The organism is Nocardioides zeicaulis (assembly GCF_042432345.1).
Taxonomy (GTDB): domain Bacteria; phylum Actinomycetota; class Actinomycetes; order Propionibacteriales; family Nocardioidaceae; genus Nocardioides; species Nocardioides zeicaulis.
In genome coordinates this window covers 2584017-2602468 of the sequence record NZ_JBHLXH010000001.1, presented here as the reverse complement: position 1 = coordinate 2602468, position 18452 = coordinate 2584017, and the positions used below count along the sequence as shown (strand labels likewise).

Annotated in this window: 20 protein-coding genes; 4 read left to right on the top strand and 16 right to left on the bottom strand. The window is 73.0% G+C overall.

Annotation, left to right across the window (positions count from 1 at the left end; translation table 11 throughout):
* Positions 1 to 24 precede the first annotated feature (24 nt).
* Both ACFFJG_RS12750 and ACFFJG_RS12745 read left to right on the top strand, forming a co-directional pair.
* On the top strand, positions 25 to 1107 hold the full coding sequence (locus ACFFJG_RS12750) for a taurine ABC transporter substrate-binding protein (protein ID WP_378519108.1): 1083 nt from the start codon (positions 25 to 27) through the stop codon (positions 1105 to 1107).
* Positions 1104 to 1925 (top strand): ABC transporter ATP-binding protein, encoded by an 822-nt coding sequence (locus ACFFJG_RS12745; RefSeq protein ID WP_378519107.1) that lies wholly within the window; start codon positions 1104 to 1106, stop codon positions 1923 to 1925. The genes ACFFJG_RS12750 and ACFFJG_RS12745 overlap by 4 nt, the downstream gene beginning before the upstream one ends.
* A gap of 9 nt (positions 1926 to 1934) precedes the next feature.
* Here the strand turns inward: ACFFJG_RS12745 and ACFFJG_RS12740 are convergent, their stop codons facing one another.
* The 13 genes from ACFFJG_RS12740 to ACFFJG_RS12680 form a co-directional block, all read right to left on the bottom strand.
* Entirely contained in the window at positions 1935 to 2477 is a 543-nt protein-coding gene (locus ACFFJG_RS12740) for a basic secretory protein-like protein (RefSeq protein ID WP_378519106.1), read from the bottom strand.
* Positions 2478 to 2484: 7 nt separating this feature from the next.
* Positions 2485 to 2811, bottom strand: a complete 327-nt coding sequence (locus ACFFJG_RS12735; protein WP_378519105.1) for a histone-like nucleoid-structuring protein Lsr2 — start codon at positions 2809 to 2811, stop codon at positions 2485 to 2487.
* 109 nt (positions 2812 to 2920) lie between these two features.
* Positions 2921 to 3694, bottom strand: a complete 774-nt coding sequence (locus ACFFJG_RS12730) for a type III pantothenate kinase (RefSeq protein WP_378519104.1) — start codon at positions 3692 to 3694, stop codon at positions 2921 to 2923.
* Entirely contained in the window at positions 3691 to 4593 is a 903-nt protein-coding gene (gene nadC / locus ACFFJG_RS12725; protein ID WP_378519103.1) for a carboxylating nicotinate-nucleotide diphosphorylase, read from the bottom strand. Before nadC ends, ACFFJG_RS12730 begins: the two co-directional genes overlap by 4 nt.
* Positions 4590 to 6302, bottom strand: a complete 1713-nt coding sequence (locus ACFFJG_RS12720) for an L-aspartate oxidase (RefSeq protein WP_378519102.1) — start codon at positions 6300 to 6302, stop codon at positions 4590 to 4592. Before ACFFJG_RS12720 ends, nadC begins: the two co-directional genes overlap by 4 nt.
* A gap of 9 nt (positions 6303 to 6311) precedes the next feature.
* A complete protein-coding gene (panD, locus tag ACFFJG_RS12715; RefSeq protein WP_446686228.1) occupies positions 6312 to 6728 on the bottom strand; it encodes an aspartate 1-decarboxylase in 417 nt (138 codons plus the stop codon).
* An 18-nt stretch (positions 6729 to 6746) separates the two neighbouring features.
* Positions 6747 to 7673, bottom strand: a complete 927-nt coding sequence (panC, locus tag ACFFJG_RS12710) for a pantoate--beta-alanine ligase (RefSeq protein ID WP_378519101.1) — start codon at positions 7671 to 7673, stop codon at positions 6747 to 6749.
* Positions 7670 to 8590 (bottom strand): Rossmann-like and DUF2520 domain-containing protein, encoded by a 921-nt coding sequence (locus ACFFJG_RS12705; protein ID WP_378519100.1) that lies wholly within the window; start codon positions 8588 to 8590, stop codon positions 7670 to 7672. Before ACFFJG_RS12705 ends, panC begins: the two co-directional genes overlap by 4 nt.
* A gap of 134 nt (positions 8591 to 8724) precedes the next feature.
* Entirely contained in the window at positions 8725 to 9390 is a 666-nt protein-coding gene (locus ACFFJG_RS12700; RefSeq protein ID WP_378519099.1) for a methionine ABC transporter permease, read from the bottom strand.
* A complete protein-coding gene (locus ACFFJG_RS12695) occupies positions 9387 to 10415 on the bottom strand; it encodes a methionine ABC transporter ATP-binding protein (RefSeq protein WP_378519098.1) in 1029 nt (342 codons plus the stop codon). Before ACFFJG_RS12695 ends, ACFFJG_RS12700 begins: the two co-directional genes overlap by 4 nt.
* Before the next feature lie 30 nt (positions 10416 to 10445).
* Positions 10446 to 11384: a MetQ/NlpA family ABC transporter substrate-binding protein gene (locus ACFFJG_RS12690; RefSeq protein ID WP_378519097.1), complete on the bottom strand. Its 939-nt coding sequence runs from the start codon at positions 11382 to 11384 to the stop codon at positions 10446 to 10448.
* A 191-nt stretch (positions 11385 to 11575) separates the two neighbouring features.
* Positions 11576 to 12538, bottom strand: a complete 963-nt coding sequence (locus ACFFJG_RS12685) for a hypothetical protein (protein WP_378519096.1) — start codon at positions 12536 to 12538, stop codon at positions 11576 to 11578.
* Positions 12535 to 13638: a sulfotransferase family protein gene (locus ACFFJG_RS12680; RefSeq protein ID WP_378519095.1), complete on the bottom strand. Its 1104-nt coding sequence runs from the start codon at positions 13636 to 13638 to the stop codon at positions 12535 to 12537. The genes ACFFJG_RS12685 and ACFFJG_RS12680 overlap by 4 nt, the downstream gene beginning before the upstream one ends.
* 67 nt (positions 13639 to 13705) lie before the next feature.
* Between ACFFJG_RS12680 and ACFFJG_RS12675 the strand changes: the two genes are divergently transcribed.
* Positions 13706 to 14824 (top strand): glycosyltransferase family 2 protein, encoded by a 1119-nt coding sequence (locus tag ACFFJG_RS12675; RefSeq protein WP_378519094.1) that lies wholly within the window; start codon positions 13706 to 13708, stop codon positions 14822 to 14824.
* A gap of 32 nt (positions 14825 to 14856) precedes the next feature.
* Here the strand turns inward: ACFFJG_RS12675 and ACFFJG_RS12670 are convergent, their stop codons facing one another.
* From ACFFJG_RS12670 to ACFFJG_RS12660, 3 genes are read right to left on the bottom strand one after another with little or no spacing between them, the layout of a single operon-like run.
* Complete coding sequence (locus ACFFJG_RS12670; protein WP_378519093.1) at positions 14857 to 15819, bottom strand: ABC transporter substrate-binding protein; 963 nt, start codon at positions 15817 to 15819, stop codon at positions 14857 to 14859.
* Between the two features lie 52 nt (positions 15820 to 15871).
* A complete protein-coding gene (locus ACFFJG_RS12665) occupies positions 15872 to 16636 on the bottom strand; it encodes an ABC transporter permease (protein WP_378519092.1) in 765 nt (254 codons plus the stop codon).
* Positions 16633 to 17331: an ABC transporter permease gene (locus ACFFJG_RS12660; protein ID WP_378519091.1), complete on the bottom strand. Its 699-nt coding sequence runs from the start codon at positions 17329 to 17331 to the stop codon at positions 16633 to 16635. Before ACFFJG_RS12660 ends, ACFFJG_RS12665 begins: the two co-directional genes overlap by 4 nt.
* A 3-nt stretch (positions 17332 to 17334) precedes the next feature.
* On the opposite strand from ACFFJG_RS12660, the gene ACFFJG_RS12655 reads away from it, so the two are divergent.
* Positions 17335 to 18330, top strand: a complete 996-nt coding sequence (locus ACFFJG_RS12655; RefSeq protein WP_378519090.1) for an ABC transporter ATP-binding protein — start codon at positions 17335 to 17337, stop codon at positions 18328 to 18330.
* Positions 18331 to 18452: the final 122 nt, after the last annotated feature.

The window sequence follows — 18452 nt, the reverse complement described above, 5'->3', positions numbered from 1 at the left end:
ACACCCCACCACCAGGAGACCCCGTTGAACACCCAGTCGACCCGCCGCATCCTCGGCGCCACCGTCACCACCGCCTGCCTCGCCCTCGCGCTCAGCGGGTGCGTGGAGTCGGGGCGTTCCTCCACGGCCGCGCCGGCCGAGGACTCAGCCTGCCCCTGGACGCCCGACGAGTCGATCGACACCACCGCCCGCATCGCCTGGCAGGCGGTGCCCAACGGGGACGTGGTGGTCAAGGACCTCGGCCTGCTCGAGGCGTGCATGCCCAACGCCGACATCAGCTGGGTGCAGGCCGCCTCCGGCGGCGACGTGGTCGGCTACTACGCCGCCGGCGAGGTCGACCTGGGCCTGATGGGCTCCTCCCCCGCCACGATCGCCTCCTCCGCCCCGACCAACGCCGACGTCGACCTCGACGTGGTGTGGGTGCACGACGTCATCGGCGACGCCGAGTCCCTCATCGCCAAGGACCCGTCGGTGAAGGGCATCGAGGACCTGCGCGGCGCCACGATCGCGGTGCCGTTCAGCAGCACCGCGCACTACTCGCTGCTGCAGGCGCTGCTCGACGCCGGGATGGACCCCGAGAAGGACGTCAAGGTCATCAACCTCGACCCAGAGAAGATGGCGGGCGCCTGGCAGGGCGACCAGATCGACGCGGCCTGGGTGTGGGACCCCACGCAGAGCGTGCTGCTCGGCGACGGCGGCACCCGCATCCTGTCCAGCGCGGACACCGCCGAGGCGGGCCGCCCGACCTTCGACCTCGGCACCGTGGACGCCGCGTTCGCCCAGCAGAACCCCGAGTTCATGGAGCAGTGGGCCAAGGTCGAGGACCACGCGGTGAAGCTGATCCAGGACGACCCGGCCGAGGCGGCCGAGTCGGTGGCGGTCGTGCTGGGCATCGACCCCGCCGACGCGGAGAAGCAGTTCGCCGGCCTGACCTACCTCGACGCCGCCGAGCAGGCCGGCCCCGACTACCTCGGCGGCAAGCTCGCCGACGACCTCCACACCACGGCCGGCTTCCTGCAGGAGCAGGGCGGCATCGACGCCGTGGGGACCAAGCAGGACTACGCGGACCACGTCGACGCCGGTCCCGCGGCGTCGGTGGGGCAGTGAGGCGGGCCGAGGGCGCGGCGGCCACGGCCGCGCGCCCGACCGGCCACGAGCGCGACATCGTGCTGGCCGGGGTGAGCAAGGACTTCCAGGTCGCCGGGGAGACGGTGCCGGCGCTCGCGCCGACCGACCTCACCATCGCGTCGGGCGAGCTGGTCACCCTCGCCGGGCCTTCGGGCTGCGGCAAGACCACGCTGCTGCGCATCCTGGCCGGCTTCACCGAGCCCACCCGCGGGTCGGTGAGCGTGGCCGGCGCCCCCGTCACCGGCCCCGCGCCGGAGCGGGGCGTGGTCTTCCAGCAGCCCACGCTCTACCCGTGGCTCACGGTGCGCCGCAACGTCGAGCTCGGCCCCCGCTTCCAGGGAGTGCCCGCCGCCGAGCGTCGTCGGCGCGCGGAGCACTACCTCGAGATGGTGGGGCTCACCGGCTTCGCCGAGCACCGCCCGTACGAGCTCTCCGGCGGCATGCAGCAGCGCTGCCAGATCGCCCGGGTGCTGGCCGGCGACCCCGACATCGTGCTGATGGACGAGCCCTTCGGCGCCCTCGACGCGCTCACCCGCGAACGGTTGCAGGGCGAGCTGCTGCAGATCTGGCGCGAGACCCGCAAGACCGTCCTGTTCATCACCCACAGCGTCGACGAGGCGGTCTACCTCGGCTCGCGCGTGCTCGTGATGAGCCCGCGACCCGGCGAGATCGTCCTGGACCGCCCCGCGCGGTTCGGCAGCGAGGGTGCGCGGGTGCCGGTGGAGGAGATCCGGTCCCTGCCGGAGTACGTCGAGCTCACCACCGAGGTGCGCCACGCGATCCGGGCCGACGGCTGACCCACGACGTCAGGCGTGCGCGGCCTCGTAGGCCGCGACGACCTCGGCGAGCGGGCGCCCGTCGACGCTGAAGTGCGCGTCGTCGTGGCGGCCGCTCGCCGCCCGTGCGACCAGGTGCGCCACCGTGCCCGGCGCCTGCTGCTCGACCCAGGCCAGGAAGTGTGCGGTGGTCTGGTAGCCGGCGGTCGCCCGTCCGGCCTCGTGGTGCGGCGCGGACCAGGGGGCCTGCAGGCCGACGTGGTTGCGCGCGAGGTCGGCGACCCCCTCGAACAGCCAGAGCGTCCCGTCCGGCACCCTCCTGAGGTCGAGCAGGGCGTGGGAGAGCTCGTGGACCACGGCCCCGGCGTCGTCGGGGTGCTCGACGAACCACGGCTCGGACAGCACGATGCGCCGGCCGACGGTGACGGCGGGGTTCTCCAGCCGCCGCAGCACGTGCACGCGCACCTGCGGCAGGGGCGGCCGGAGCCCCATCAGGTCGGCGACCGCCGGGGTGTGCTCCGTGACCAGGCTGCGCGCCCAGGCCCTGATGGCGCGGCGGCGCCGGTGGCCCATCCGGGGGTCAGTGGGCGGCGTCGTAGGCCTGCTGCACGTCGGCGGAGATGCGGCCGCGCTCGGAGACCTCCATGCCCTGCTCCTTGGCCCACTCGCGCACGTCCTTGGTGTTCGACGACGACGAGCCCGTGCTCTTGCGGGCGGTGCGGCGACCGCCGCCGGTGAGCCTGCGGGCGTGGCCGACGTAGCCGCTCAGGGCCTCGCGGAGGGCGGCGGCGTTGGCGTCGTTGAGGTCGATCTCGTAGCTGCTGCCGTCGAGCCCGAAGGTGACGGTCTCGGTGGCCTCGGTGCCGTCGAGGTCGTCGACGAGGACGATGTTGACCTTCTGTGCCATGGGGAATTCCTTTGCTTTCGGGCGTTCTGGGGGAAACGCTCTCGAATTGCAGTGTGGCAGGAATGCGAGAATGACGCCAAAAGGGTCAGGAATGGCTTGACGGTCGAATTCAGGAATTGCGTTCGAAGACCAATCGCAATCCCTGCAGGGTCAGCCACGGGGAATGCACGGTGAAACACCGGCATTCGTCGACGAGGAGCGGCGCGAGGTGCCCGGTGGCGATCACCGTGACGTCCTCGGGCGGCACGCCGAGCTCTGCGACCATCCGCGCGACGAGGCCCTCGACCTGCGCGGCCACGCCGAAGACCATGCCGCTCTGCAGCGCCTCCACGGTGTTCTTCGCGATCACCGAACGGGGCCGAGCGAGCTCGACCTTGCGCAGCTGGGCACCGCGTCGCCCGAGCGCCTCGAGGGATATCTCGATGCCGGGCGAGATGGCGCCGCCGACGTACTGGCCGCGCGCGTTGACGACGTCGAAGGTGGTGGCGGTGCCGAAGTCGACCACGATCGCCGGGCCGCCGCCGTGCAGCGTCGATGCAGCGAGCGAGTTGACGATGCGGTCGGACCCGACCTCGCGGGGGTTGTCCATCAGGACCGACAGCCCGGTGCGCACGCCGGGCTCGACGACGATCGCCCTCACGTCGGCGAAGTGGTGCTCCAGCATCTCGCGCCACTCGTGGAGCACGGCCGGGACGGTCGCGCACACGGCGACGCCGTCGACGTCGTCGAGGGCGTCGCCGAGCAGGCCGCGGATCAGGACCGCCCACTCGTCGGCCGTGCGCCGCTCGTCGGTCGCGACGCGCCAGTGGGCGGTGACCTCGTCGGCGTCGAGCAGGCCGAGGAACGTGTGGCTGTTGCCGATGTCGGCGGCGAGCAGGGTCATGACCGGAGGTCCATGCCGAGGTCGAGGACGGTGACCGAGTGCGTGAGGGCCCCCACCGAGACGAAGTCGACGCCGGTGGCCCCGATCCGGGCGGCGCGCTCCAGGGTGATGCCGCCGCTGGCCTCCAGTGGCACCCGGCCGGCGGTGCGGCGCACCGCCTCGGCCATCGTCGCGTCGTCCATGTTGTCGAGCAGCACGCGCTCGGGCGGCTCGGGCAGCGCGAGCAGCTCCTCGAGCTGGTCGAGGTCGGTCACCTCGACCTCGACGGGCAGGGCGGGGTGGCGGCCGCGGATCGCCTCGAGCGCAGGGAGCACTCCCCCGGCCGCGACGACGTGGTTGTCCTTGACCATCGCCATGTCCTGCAGCGAGGTGCGGTGGTTGACCCCGCCGCCGCAGCGCACGGCGTACTTCTGCCAGGCGCGCAGCCCGGGCAGCGTCTTGCGGGTGTCGAGCACCCGGGTCGGCGACCCCTCGAGCGCGTCGACCCAGCGGGCGGTCGCGGTGGCGATGCCCGACAGGTGCGAGGCGACGTTGAGGGCGGTCCGCTCCGCGACGAGCATCCGCTGGGTCAGGCCGGTGACCCGCATGACGACGTCGCCGGCCGCGACCCGGGTGCCGTCGGCGACCCGGTCGGTGACGGTGGCGTCGGCGCCGAGCATCGTGAACGTCACGGCGGCGATGCCGAGGCCGGCGACGACGCCGTCCTGACGGGTGGCGAAGACCGCCTCGCCGCGGTCGTCGGCCGGGATGGTGGACCCGCTCGTGGGGTCGTCGAGGCGGAGGTCGGGGAGGTCCTCGCGGACCGCCTCGGCGAGCTTCGCCCACAGGTGGTCGAGGTCGAGCCCGGCGGCGACGAGCTCGTCGCGCAGGTCCTGCGGCACGTCGTCGAGGCGCGTCATGCGGGGACCTCCACGGTGGCCGGGTCGCGGTCGGGGCCGGGGGCGGGCGCGGTCGACGGGTCGGTCGAGGGTGCGGACGTCCACTCCACCCGGACGGTCCCGTCGACCAGCCGGGCGTCGACGTGGCCGGCGCGTGTGTCGTCGCGGTCGGGGAAGTCCTCGCGCCAGTGCGACCCGCGGGTCTCGGTGCGCAGCGCGGCGGCCATCGCGAGGGCGGTGCTGACGGTCACCAGGTTGGTGGTCTCCCACGCCGGCGGCCCGACCACGGGGTCGCCGTGCTCGAGGTCGCCGAGCACCTCGATCGCCTCGGCGAGGCCGTCGGCCTGCCGCAGCACCCCGACAAGGGCGGTCATCACGTCCTGCAGGGCGCGGCGGCGCTCGCCCGACACGAGGCCGGTGGCCCGGTCGTCGACCGCGGGCGCGGCCCACGCCCGCAGCTCGCCGGGCAGCACGTCGGCGATGCGCCGGGAGAAGACCAGCCCCTCCAGCAGCGAGTTCGACGCCAGCCGGTTGGCGCCGTGGACGCCGGAGCAGGCCACCTCACCGGTCGCGTAGAGGCCGGGGACCGACGTACGTCCCCACAGGTCGGTCGCGACGCCGCCCGAGGCGTAGTGCTGGGCGGGCGCGACCGGGATGAGCTCGGTGACGGGGTCGACGCCGTGCTCGCGGCAGACGCGGAGGATCGTCGGGAACCGGCGCTCCCAGAACTCGGCGCCCAGGTGCCGCGCGTCGAGCCACACATGGGGGCGGCCGGTCTCGAGCATCCGCCGGGTGATGGCCTTGGCGACGATGTCGCGCGGGGCCAGGTCGGCGAGCTCGTGCTGGCCCAGCATGAAGCGGGTGCCGCCCTCCTCCGGCGGAGCGTCGACGAGGAACGCCCCCTCGCCGCGGACGGCCTCGGAGATGAGGGGCTGCTGGCCCTGCGAGTCTGGGCCGAGCCACATCACGGTCGGGTGGAACTGCACGAACTCGAGGTCGCGCACGCGCGCCCCCGCCCGCATCGCCAGGGCCGTGCCGTCGCCGGTGGACACGCTGGGGTTGGTCGACTGGCTGAAGACCTGGCCGAGGCCGCCCGAGGCGAGGACGACCGCGCGGCACAGCACCGCGCCGACACCGTCGTGCTGGCCCTCGCCGAGCACGTGCAGGGTCAGCCCGGCCACGCCGCCGTCGGCGGCGGTGAGCAGGTCGACGGCGAGGGCGTGCTGGACCACCTCGATCGCCGGGGCACGCTCGACCGCCGCGATCAGCGCCCGCTGGATCTCCGCCCCCGTCGCGTCGCCGCCGGCGTGGGCGATCCGGTCGCGGTGGTGGCCGCCCTCGCGGGTCAGCGACAGCTCGCCGTCGGGGTGGTGGTCGAACTGCGTGCCGAGCGCGATCAGCTCGCGCACCGCGTCGGGGCCCTCGGTGACCAGCACCCGCACCGCCTCGACGTCGCAGGCGCCCGCGCCGGCCACGAGCGTGTCGCGCTCGTGCTGCGCGGGCGTGTCGCCCGGCCCGAGGGCGGCGGCGATCCCGCCCTGCGCCCATTGCGTGGAGCCCGCCGCCAGCACGTCCTTCGTCACGACCAGCAGCCGCAGGCCGGGGTCGGCGGCGTGGATGCGTAGCGCGGCGGTGAGGCCGGCGATCCCCGACCCGACCACCACGACGTCGGCCCGGGTGGTCCACCCGGGCTCCGGCGCGCGCAGGCGTCCGGGGAGGCTCTCGCTCATCCGCGCAGGCTAGCGAGCGACCGCGTCGCCGCGGCGCAGGGTCGGGTCGCCGTAGGTCTCGGCCGGGTCGAAGCCGGTGGCCAGGACCTTGTTGTCGGCGTCGACGAAGACCACGTGAGGCTGGTGGGCGCGCGCCTCCTCGGTGGTCATATGGCCGTAGCCGATGAGGATCACGGTGTCACCGGGGTGCACGAGGCGGGCGGCGGCCCCGTTGATGCCGATCACCCCGGACCCGCGCTCGCCGGCGATCGTGTAGGTCTCGAGGCGGGCCCCGTTGGTCACGTCGACGATGTGGACGAGCTCGCCGGGCAGCAGGTCGGCGGCGTCGAGGAGGTCCTGGTCGACGGTGACGGACCCGACGTAGTGCAGGTCGGCCTGGGTCACGGTCGCCCGGTGGATCTTGGAGGTCATCATGGTGCGCAGCACGGTTCTCAGCCGCTCCTCTCAGGGTGTGGTCGAGGCCGCGGTCGCGGTCCCCGCCGTTCGCGCATCGGGGGTGATGCGGTCGAAGGTGATCGGCATGTTGTCGATCAGGCGCGTGGCGCCGAGGCGGGCGGCCACGAGGATGCGGCCCTCGCCGGTCTCCGGGGGCTCCCCGAGGTCGACAGAGGTCAGCGCGAGGTAGTCGAGGTCGACGGCGGGCTCCTGCTTGAGCACCGACATCGCGGCCCAGCGCGCCGCCGGGACGCCGTAGGCCGCTCGCTCCTGCGCGGCCCGCAGCGCGCGGCTCAGGACGGTGGCGGCACGGCGCTGCTCGGCGTCGAGGAACGCGTTGCGGCTCGACAGCGCGAGGCCGTCGGGCTCGCGGACCGTCTCCGCGCCGACGACCTCGATCCCCAGGCAGAGGTCGCTCACCATGCGCCGCACCAGGGCGAGCTGCTGGTAGTCCTTCTGCCCGAAGACCGCCACGTCGGGCCGGACCAGGCCGAAGAGCTTGGCGACGACGGTCAGCACGCCGTCGAAGTGGCCGGGGCGCGACTCGCCGTCGAGGATCTCGGCCAGCGCGCCCGGCGCGACCGTCACCCCGTCGTGGACCGAGTCGTGGCTGAAGCCACCGGGGTACATCTCGTCCACTGACGGCGCGAAGACGACGTCGACCCCCTCGGCCGCGCAGACCTCGAGGTCGGCGTCGAGGGTGCGGGGGTAGCGGTCGAGGTCCTCGCCCGCGCCGAACTGCATCGGGTTGACGAAGACGCTCACCACGACCGGGCCGGTCGTGCGGGCGCGGGCGACCCTCATCAGGCTGGCGTGGCCGTCGTGGAGGGCGCCCATCGTCGGGACGAACGCCACCTGCTCACCGGCGCGGCGGGCGGGCGCGAGCAGCGCTGCGAGCTCCTCGCGGGTGCTCGCGAGGGCCGGGCGTCGGGTCATCGGCGCTGGTCGCCGTTGGCCACGTCGACGGCGGCTGCCACCTCGGCGCTGTCGAGCACCCGCAGGATGGCGGCGGCGCGGATCGGCAGCAGCCGGCCGTCGGTGAGCGCGCGGTCGAGCGTGGCGCGCGCCATCGCGACGTAGGAGGGCAGGGTCTGCGGGGCGTCGGCGACCAGGCCGGCGACGTGCGCGCGCACCGTGCCGACGTCGCCGCGCACGATGGGGCCGGTCAGCGCCGCGTCACCGTGCTCGAGGGCGTTGTCGAGGGCGGCGGCGAGCAGCGGACGCAGGGTGCCGGCCGGGTCGTCGGCGCCCGCCGCGGACAGGGTCTCCATCGCCTCCGTGACGAGGGTGACGAGGTGGTTGGCGCCGTGGGCCAGCCCCGCGTGGTAGAGCGTGCGCCGCTCCTCCGGCACCCACATCGCCCGACCGCCGAGGTCGGCGACCAGCGCCTCGACCAGCGGGCGGTCGGCGGCGTCGGCGGTCACGCCGAACACGCACCCGGCGAGCCGCGGCAGGTCGACATCGGTGCCGGTGAAGGTCATCGCGGGGTGGACGGCCGCGGTGCGGGCACCCGCCGCGCGGGCCGGCGCGAGCACGGCGAGGCCGTGGCGGCCGCTGGTGTGCACGACGACCTGGCCCGGGCGGATCGCACCGCTGTCGCTGAGCACGCGCACGACGTTGGCGAGCATGTCGTCGGGCACCGTCAGCAGCAGCAGGTCGGCGGCGCGCGCGACCTCGGTGGGCTTGGCGGGCCGCACCCCCGGCAGCAGCGCGGCGATGCGCGAGCGCGAGGCGTCGGACTCGCCGGCGGCGGCGACGACGTCGTGGCCGGCGTCGCGGAGCGCCCGGGCGAGGACGGCGCCGACGCGGCCTGCGCCGATCACGCCCACCCGGATGGTGCGGTCGTACGTCATGGTGGTGACCTCTTCGTTTCAGTCCCTCGCGGGTACCGATCTACTGCGATCAACATCGAGCCTACGCCCGCGGATTCCGCGGCGGCACCCGCCGCAGGGGTGACGCACGCCACTCGCCGCCCCTGGCGGCAGGGTCAGCGGCGCAGGATGCGGCGCGCTGCGGTGTTGCCGACGAGCTGGCCGACCTGCACGAGCGCGACGATCACGACCACGGCGGTCCACGTGACGATCGTGTCGAACTGGCGGAAGCCGTACTGCAGGGCGAAGTTGCCCAGGCCGCCGCCGCCGACGACGCCGGCGATCGCGGTCATGTCGACGATCGCGACGAAGACGAAGGTGTAGCCGAGCACGAGCGGCCCGAGCGCCTCGGGGATCACGACGGTGCGCACGATCCGTGCGCGGCTGGCCCCGACCGAGCGGGCCGCCTCGATGACACCGGGGTCGACGGTCACCAGGTTCTGCTCCACGATCCGGCTGATGCCGAACATCGCCGCGATGGTCAGCGCGAAGATGATCGCGGGGTTGCCGATGCCGGTGCCGACCACGACCCGGGCGAGGGGCTGCACGGCGGCGATGAAGATGACGAACGGGATCGGCCGGAAGAAGTTGACCAGCACGTTGAGGACCGCGTTGACCGGGCGGCTGGCGTAGAGGCCGCCGCTGCGGGTGACGTAGAGCGCCAGCCCGAGCAGCAGGCCCAGCAGCCCGCCGAGGGTCAGGGTGAGGGCGACCATGTAGAGCGTCTCCCAGGCCGCGGACCAGAAGAGCGGCCAGAGCTGGCCGATGTTGCTGTCGCTCATCGCTGGAGCTCCTTCACCGGGACCAGGGCCCGTACGTTGTCGAGGGCGGTGTCGACCGCTCCGGGCTCGCCGTCGAGGGCGAGGGTCAGGTTGCCGAAGGTGTCGCCCTGCACCTCCTCGATCCCGCCGTAGACGAGCTCGAAGCGCACGCCGTGCTGCAGCAGCAGGGCGAAGACGTCGCTCTGGCGCACGTCGTCGCCGCGGAAGGACAGCTTGACGAAGCGTCCCGAGTGGCGCGCGTGCAACGCGGCCAGCGCGTCGGCGTCGGGCTCGTCGTCGACGATCGTGGCGACGAACCGGCGGGTGACCGGCTGCTGCGGGTCGGAGAGGACCTGCAGGACCGGGCCCTCCTCCACCACCCGCCCGGCCTCCATCACCACCACGCGGTGGGCCAGGCTGCGGACCACGTCCATCTCGTGGGTGATCACCACGATGGTGATGCCGAGCTCGCGGTTGACCCGGCGCAGGAGCGCCAGCACCTCCTGCGTGGTCTCCGGGTCGAGGGCGCTGGTGGACTCGTCGGCGAGCAGCAGGCGCGGGTTGGTGGCGAGCGCGCGGGCGATGCCGACGCGCTGCTTCTGCCCGCCCGAGAGCTCCTCGACGTGGCTGTGCGCCTTCTCGGCGAGCCCGACGAAGTGGAGCAGGTCGGAGATCCGCCTGTCGCGCTCGGACCGCGGCACCCCGGCGACCTCGAGCGGGTAGGAGATGTTGCCCCACACGGTCCGCGAGCGGAACAGGTTGAACTGCTGGAAGACCATCCCGATGCCGAGCCGCACCTCGCGCAGCTCGCGCTCCTTCAGGCCGGTGATCTCGCGCCCGGCGATGCGCACGCTCCCCGAGGTCGTCGACTCGAGCGCGTTGACCAGCCGCACCAGCGTCGACTTGCCCGCACCGGAGTAGCCCACGATCCCGACGATCTCCCCTTCCTCCACGCTCAGGTCGACCCCGCGGATCGCCTCGACCGGTGGCCGGCCGCGTCCTCCGGGGAACGTCTTGTGCACGTCGGTCAGCTCGACGAGCGGCATCGTGGGCTCCTCCTCCTGGCTCGGCTCGGACTACTGCTGGGCCGCGGTGTCGGCCTCGACCTCGTCGAGCGCCGTCTGCAGCTCGTCCTGCGGGATCTCCACCATCTCGGCCGTCCCGCCCGAGACGTCCTGGACGCCGTCCTGGACCGCCTGGGTGTCCTGGTAGATCTCGACCAGCTTGAGCAGCGTCGGGTCGTCACGGTCCTCGGCGCGGACGGCGAAGACGTTGACGTAGGGCAGCGCCTTGGGGTCCTCGGGATCGTCGGTCGCGAGCGCGTCCTCGAACTCGAGCCCGGCCTTCTCGACGAAGTCGTTGTTGACGATCGCGGCCGCGACGTCGGGCAGCGAGGTCGGGGTCAGGTCGGCCTTGATCGCCTTGACCTGCACCCGCGAGGCGTCCTGGTCGATGTCGGCGAGCGTGGAGTAGATCGACCCGCCGTCCTTGAGCGAGATCAGCCCGGCGGACTGCAGGATCAGCAGGCCGCGCGCCTGGTTGCTGTCGTCGTCGGGCACGACGACGGTGTCGCCGTCCTGGATGTCGTCGACCGAGTCGTACTTCTGGGAGTAGAGGCCGAGCGGGTAGATCGCGGTGGACCCCAACGGCACGATGTCGCCGTCGTTGGCGACGTTGTACTCCGCGAGGTAGACCAGGTGCTGGAACTGGTTGACGTCGAGCTCGCCCTCGGCCAGCGCGGGGTTGGGCTGGGTGTAGTCGGCGAAGTCGCGGACCTCCACGTCGATGCCCTCCTCGGCCGCGGCGTCGGTGAAGGTCCTCCAGTACGGGTCGCTGGCGCCGACGGTGCCGAGGACGACCTTGGGGGCCTTCTCGCCGGCCGCCGCTCCGGCGTCGTCGCCGCGGGTGAGGAAGACCGCCGCGACCACGGCGAGGACCACGACGACGGCTGCGCCGACGAGGAGGGGGGTGCGGCGCGAGGAGGGCGGCGCGATCTGGGGGAGCTGCTCGGACATGGCGGAGTGCCTTTCGTCGTACGTCGTCGAGTGCAGGGGCGCGTCGGGCGGCAGGGACACGTCCGGGCCGGCGCCGTAAACAACACTAAGTCAATCGACTAACAAGTATTCAATCGACGACGACCACGACGGGTGAACCGGCGGGCCCGGCACGACCATCCTCAGGACGGTGTGAACCGCCTCACGAGCGCTCAGGCGCGCAGGTGCAGCTTCGCGTGGTCGGGGTCGTCGACGACGAACGGGCGCGGCGCCCGCGGCAGCCAGGTGTGGGTGACGTGGTCCACGACGTGCACGCCCTCGGGCGCCACGATCTCCACGACCCCTTCGGGGACCTCGCCGTCGTGGAGGGCGTTCCAGACCAGCCACTCCCGGCGCTTGCGACGGTTGCGGATGGAGGTGGCGAACGACTCGGGGTTGGTCCAGTGCGCGAACTCGTCGCCGTCGAGCCACTTGAGCTCGACGCAGAGCCCCTGCGGCAGGGCGAACATCTCGATCCGGTCGGGCGTCGTGCGGATCTCCCACTCCGGCGCCTTGGTGTAGACGTAGTCGGGGCCCATCGGGAAGCCCCACTCCTCGATGTTGCGCAGGCCCAGGTCGAGGAAGGCGCGGCGCTCGGACTCGATGTAGAGCCCGTGGCGCGGGAAGCGGATCACGGCGTCGGCCGTGCCGACCTGCCACGACAGGTCGGACATCGACACCTCGCCCTCGGTGGTGAGGACCATGTCGCCGTCCCACTTCCACGAGTAGCGGGTGCGGACGTGGGAGAAGCACCAGTTGTAGAAGTAGGCCAGCGAGTGCACCGAGCGCTCGTTGACCGCCAGGTGCTCGGCGCCGGCGCGCGCCACCTCGAAGGGGTACTCCTCCAGCGTGAAGCGGTCGGACAGGCCGTGCTCGGCAGCGACGCGGAGCGCCTCATCGCCGGTGCCGTCGTCGGAGCCGTTGTCGACCAGCAGCACGTGGTCGCACGCGCGCAGCAGCGGGGGGAGCACGAAGCGCAGGCCGGGCGCCTCGTTCTTGACCCGCAGCACCGCGGTGGCGCCGCGGCGCAGCGCGCCCGGTCCCCCGCGCGACTCGGCCCACGGCCACACGATGTCGAAGTCGGTGTGGCCCTCGAGGTTGTGGATGCCCTCCCCGGCGCCGACCGGGACGCTCACTGCTCGGTCCCGGCCGCGTCCCGCTCGCGCCCGAGCGCCTTCCGCACGCCGCGGCGCACCGACGGCGGGATGGCGGCGCGGACGTCGTGGGGCACCCGGTCGGCCAGCGAGCGGCTCGGCGCCTCCGCCTCCGCGAGCGCCTGGCGGCGTCCCTGGAGGCGCGCGTGCACGGCCGACGAGCGGCTGATCGCCGCGGCCTCGTCGTAGAGGTCGACGTACTCGTCGCGGAGCTGGTCGAACGTCGCGTGGGACGCGGCGGTGTCGCCGCCCTCGTCGGCGAGCTTGTTGAGCTCGTCCCACGTGGCGGCGGTCAGGTCGTGGAGACGGCGCGGCAGGCCGAGGTCGTCGAGGGTGGAGGTCACCCGGCGCAGCGTCGGGTCGATGAAGCGGTGCACCTCGCGGATCTGGTCGCTGCGGGTGTGGATGATCGTCTGCAGGTCGAGCGCGTGGCCCAGCGCGGTGGTGGTCCGCACCCAGTCGGTGAGCAGGTCCTCGTAGCGCACGAAGACGCGTCCGCCGTCGCCCTCGGCGGGGCGGGTGGCGCGCTCGGTGTGGAGCAGCATGTTGACCCAGCTGGCCGCGAGGTGGGCCGAGCCGAGCTTGTTGGCGTAGTACTTCTGCTTCGACCCGACGACCTCCGCCGGCGGGCGCAGCATCGTGGCGAAGACGGGCGTGGCGCCGGTGCGGATCGCAGCGACGCGCCACAGCCCGAGGAACCAGCTCAGCCGCGGGTCCTTGACCACCAGCTCGGGGTGCTCGGCGAAGTGCGGCTCGAGCCACTCGCTGACCCGGATCCGGGCGGGCTCGCGGCTGCAGATGCGACCGGTGTCGAACCACGCGCCCGGACGGGCGTCGCTGACCTGCACCAGCGACTCGGCGAGCCACTCGTCGTGCACGTCGACGACCCACTGCGGCTCGCTGAAGCCGCGCGGGTTGGAGTCGTCGGGCGGCACCTCGGGCAGCGGAACGTGCATGCCCAGGCGGGAGACGATGCCGGCCAGGGTGCTGGTGCCGCTGCGTCCGGCGCCGGCGACGAAGAGGACCTTCCGGGACACTCCGTCGGGGTTCATCTCGTCGATCGCGCGTGGCTGCTCCGTCACGGCGGGCAGCCTACCGGCGCCCCACCCTGCGGCAGGTGTCCCCGGCCGTCGCCTAGGGTCGTCGCCCATGAAGCGCCTGTTCTCCCGCGCCCCGCTGCTGGGCGTGGTGATCCCGGTGTTCGGGGTGGAGGACTACCTCGACGACTGCGTCCGCTCCCTGCTCGCGCAGACCCACACGCGCTGGGAGGCCGTCATCGTCGACGACGGCTCGACGGACCGGTCCGGCGAGATCGCCGAGGAGTGGGCGGCGCGCGACCACCGGATCTCGGTGGTGCACCAGGCCAACGCCGGGCTCGGCGCCGCGCGGAACACCGGGGTCGCCCACGTGCGCGGCGACCACCTCGCGTTCCTCGACTCCGACGACGTGCTGCCGCCGACGGCGTACGCCGACCTGCTGGGCGCCCTGCGCGACTCGGGCTCGGACCTGGCGACCGGGTCGATCGTGCGCTGGGAGGACGGCGCCCTCACCGAGCCGCCGTGGATGCGCCGGCTGCACCGGCCGCTGCGCCGCGCGCGCGTCGAGGACCGGCCCGAGATCCTGGGCGACGTCTTCGCGTGGAACAAGGTGTGGCGCCGCCCGGCCTGGGAGGCCGCCGGCCTGTCGTGGCCGGAAGGCGTGCGCTACGAGGACCAGCCCACCACCACCCGCGCCTTCCTCGACGGCACCTTCGACGTGCTCGACGAGGTCGTCTACCACTGGCGCATCCGCCCGGGCTCGATCACCCAGACGCGCGAGTCGTCGGTGCGCGACCTCTCCGACCGCTGGGCCACCAAGCGGATGGCGCTCGCCTCCGTGCGGGCCCACGGCTCGGCCGAGGTCGAGGAGGTCTTCGTGGACCGGGTGCTGGCCGGCGACCTCTGGCGCTACTTCCTGCTGGTGCCCGGCTGCACGCCGGAGTGGTGGCGCCTGCTGCGCTCGGGCGTGCTGGAGCTCTGGGGCCGGCGCTCGCTGGTGCACAGCGGCCTGCCGCCGGTGCACCGGCTGGCCGGCTGGCTGGTCGAGCAGGACCGGCGTGCCGACGTCGACGCCCTGATGCGGTGGGTCGCCACGCTCGAGGGCCCCGCCCCCCGCGCCCAGGACGTGGCCACCGGGGCGTGGCGCCTCAGCGTGCCGCCCTCGGTGCTCGACGAGACGACCGTGCCCCCGGAGGCGTTGGCGCTCCGGGGGCACGAGATCGGTGGTTGAGGTGGGAGGACCCGCCCTCGCTGGGGTGAGGGTCAGCCCAGCAGGCCCTCGGAGGTGAGGAACTCCTGGGCGACGTCCTCGGGCTTGGCCCGGTCGACGGCCATCTTGCCGTTCATCTCGGTGAGGTTCTCCGTGGTGAGCGCGGCCATGAGCGGGTTGAGCACGTCGGCGACGTCGGGGTGCTCGGACAGGAAGTCCGAGGAGATGGCCGGCACGAGGTTCTGCGCGGGCTGGATCTCCTTGTCGTCGTCGAGGACGACCAGGCCCTGCGACTCCAGGGTGCCGTCGGTGGTCGAGGTCTCGCCCAGCTGGGACTCGCCGCTGATCACCGACTGGTAGGTCTGGTCGGAGGCGTAGCCGAGCTCGAGCACCTTGGTGACGTCGATGCCGTAGTCGTCGGAGAGCCCGCCCTCGCAGTCGAGGCGACCCTCGCAGTCGGGCGCCGCGGCCAGCACGACGCTCTTGCCCTCGAGGTCGGACAGCGTGGTCACGCCCTCGGCGTCGGAGTAGTCCTGCGTCACGAAGAACGCGTTGGTGTCGGTGGCCGGGGAGATGTCGAGCAGCGTGATCCCGGCGTCGTCGAGCAGCTGCTTGCCGTCGTCGGCGAGCTGCTGGCCGTCACCGGCCTCGAACGGCTTGGCCTTGTCGCCGTTGGCCTGGGTGTTGAGGAAGTTGACGATGCCGCCGACGTACTCCGGGACGACGTCGACGTCACCGGGGAAGGTCGGCATGTAGGCGTCGCGGGAGTCGACGAGCTTGGTGTCGACGGTGTAGCCCGCGTCCTCCAGGAGCTGCTCGTACATCGAGGCGACGAGCGTGGCCTCGGGGAAGTTCTGGCCCGCGATGGTGAGCGAGCCCTTGTCGGAGGAGCCGGACGACGAGGAGTCGTCGGAGCCCGAGCCGGAGCTCGAGCTGGAGAGGTCGTCGCCGGCGCAGCCGGAGAGAGCGAGGGCGCTGGCGGCGAGGACCGCGGCGAGCGAGCGAGCGAGGTGCATGGTGATCCTTCTGTGTCCCGCAGCGGCGCTGCGCGTGTCCGGAGGTGCGTCGTCAGCCGACGGATTCGGCAGGCACGTCCACGGTAGCGGTGTTCACCGACAACGCGTCCTTGCGCCGACCTCCGGGCGTACCCCTCCGGGTGGGGTCCACCGAGCGCTGCGCCAGCGCGGCCACCAGCTCGAGCACGAGGGCCACCGCGGCGACGACGAGCGCACCCGCGATGCCCTTGCCGTAGTTGGAGCGGAAGAAGCCGTCGGTGATCACCTGGCCGAGGCCGGGACCGGCCACCAGCGCCGCGATCGTGGCGGTCGCCCAGACCTGCACCAGCGCCAGCCGCAGCCCCGACACGACCAGCGGGAGGCCGAGGGGCAGCTCGACGCGCCAGAACTGCTGGGCGCCGGTCATGCCCATCCCGCGCGCCGCCTCCTTGACCTCGCCGGGCACCTCGCGCATCGCGACGAACGCGTTGGTGATGATCGGCGGCAGCGCGAAGAGGGTGAGGGCGATCAGCGTGGCCAGCCCGGCGCGACCGTAGGGCCCGAGCTGGTCGGTGCCCGGCCACGGCGCGACGACCAGCAGCGCCAGGAGCGCGAACGTCGGGATCGCCCGGCCGACGTTGGAGATGTTGATGGCGAGGAAGCCGCCCCGTCCCAGGTGGCCCAGCCAGAGCGCGATCGGCAGCCCGACCACCATCGCCATCAGCAGGGCGGTCACCGTGAGCAGCAGCTGCTGGCCCAGGAGCGCGGCGATGCCGTCGCTGCCCGACCAGTTCGCGCCGTCGGAGAGGAAGGCCCACATGTCGGAGAAGACGGTCATGCGCGTGCCCCTCTCGTCCAGGGGGTGAGGACGCGCTGCACCACCACCAGCACGGCGTCGAGGAGCACGGCCAGCACGATGCACAGGACCGAGGCGGTGAAGAGCTCGGCGCGGAAGTTGGTCAGCACGCCGTCCTTGATGAGGTTGCCGAGCCCGCCGTAGGCCACCAGTGAGCCGACCGTGGTGAGCGCGACCGTCGACACCGTGGCCACACGCAGGCCGGCCATCACGACCGGCAGCGCGAGCGGCAGCTCGACCTTGAGCAGCAGGCCGCCGCGGCCGTAGCCCAGGCCGGTGGCCGACTCGCGCACCTCGTCGGGCACGGCGCGCAGTCCCTCGAGCAGGCTGCGGACCAGGATGGTGAGGGCGTAGAGCGCCAGGCCGATGACCACGGTGGTGGCGGTCAGCCCGGTGAACGGCACGAGCAGCGGGAACAGCGCGAGCGAGGGGACGGTGTAGATGCCGGTCGTGACCGCCAGCACCGTCGACTCCAGGCGCGGCAGCCGCCGGGCGAGCAGGGCGAGGGGGAACGCGATGGCCAGCCCCACCAGGACCGACACGACCGTGATCCCGAGGTGCTGGACGGTCGCGTCGACGATCTCCTGGCGACGGTCGGCGACGTAGTCCCCGCAGATCCAGTCGTTGACCAGCCGGCTGTAGCAGCTCGGCCCCTCGGCCGTTCCCAGTAGGGTCACGGCATGGACGCTACACGGAGCGGCGAGTCGGGCAGCGGGTCGATGATCCGGCTCGAGGGCGTGGGCAAGACCTACCCGGACGGGACCGTGGCCGTCCACGAGCTCGACCTCGACGTCGCCCGCGGCGAGATGGTCTGCCTCGTCGGCCCGTCGGGCTGCGGCAAGTCGACGACGTTGAAGATGATCAACCGGCTCATCGAGCCGACCGCGGGCCGGATCTGGCTCGACGGGCAGGACGTCACCGACGCCGACCCGGTCGAGCTGCGTCGCGGCATCGGCTACGTCATCCAGCAGATCGGGCTGTTCCCCCACCAGCGCATCGAGCAGAACGTGATGACCGTCCCGCTGCTCTACGGCGAGTCCCGCTCCACCGCGCGTGAGCGCGCCCACGAGCTGCTCGCCACCGTCGGGCTCGAGCCCGAGCAGTACGCCCGGAAGTACCCCCACGAGCTCTCCGGCGGCCAGCGCCAGCGCGTCGGCGTCGCCCGCGCGCTCGCCGCGAACCCGCCCGTGCTGCTGATGGACGAGCCCTTCGGCGCGGTCGACCCGATCGTGCGCCACCGGCTCCAGGACGAGTTCCGCCGGCTCCAGGCCGAGCTCGACAAGACCGTGGTCCTGGTGACCCACGACATCGACGAGGCGATCCGGATGGGCGACCGGGTCGCGGTCTTCGCCACCGGCGGCCGGCTCCTGCAGTACGCCACCCCGGCCGAGCTGCTCGCCCACCCCGCCGACGAGCAGGTCGCCGACTTCGTGGGGGCGGGCGGCCTGCGCACCCTGACCGTGACCCGGCTGCGCGAGGAGGACCTCGAGCCGCTCGACGGCGTCGCGACCGGCGACCTCGGGGCCGCCATCGACCTCGACTCCTCGCTGGAGGAGGCGCTGGCCACGATGCTGCGCGACGACCGTCCGATGGTCGGGGTCAGGCGCGGCGCCCAGTTCGTCGGCGTCCTCACCCCCGCCGGCGTGCACCGCGCCCTGCGGGCCTCCCTGCGCTGACAGCGGCCGTCCACCGGACGTGACACGGTGGGGGCCGACTCCCACGGCCGGGCGGTCATCGAGGTGACACAGGCCGTGCTGACTCCCGCTTCCGGATCGTCACCGAAGTGGCACGAGCCGTG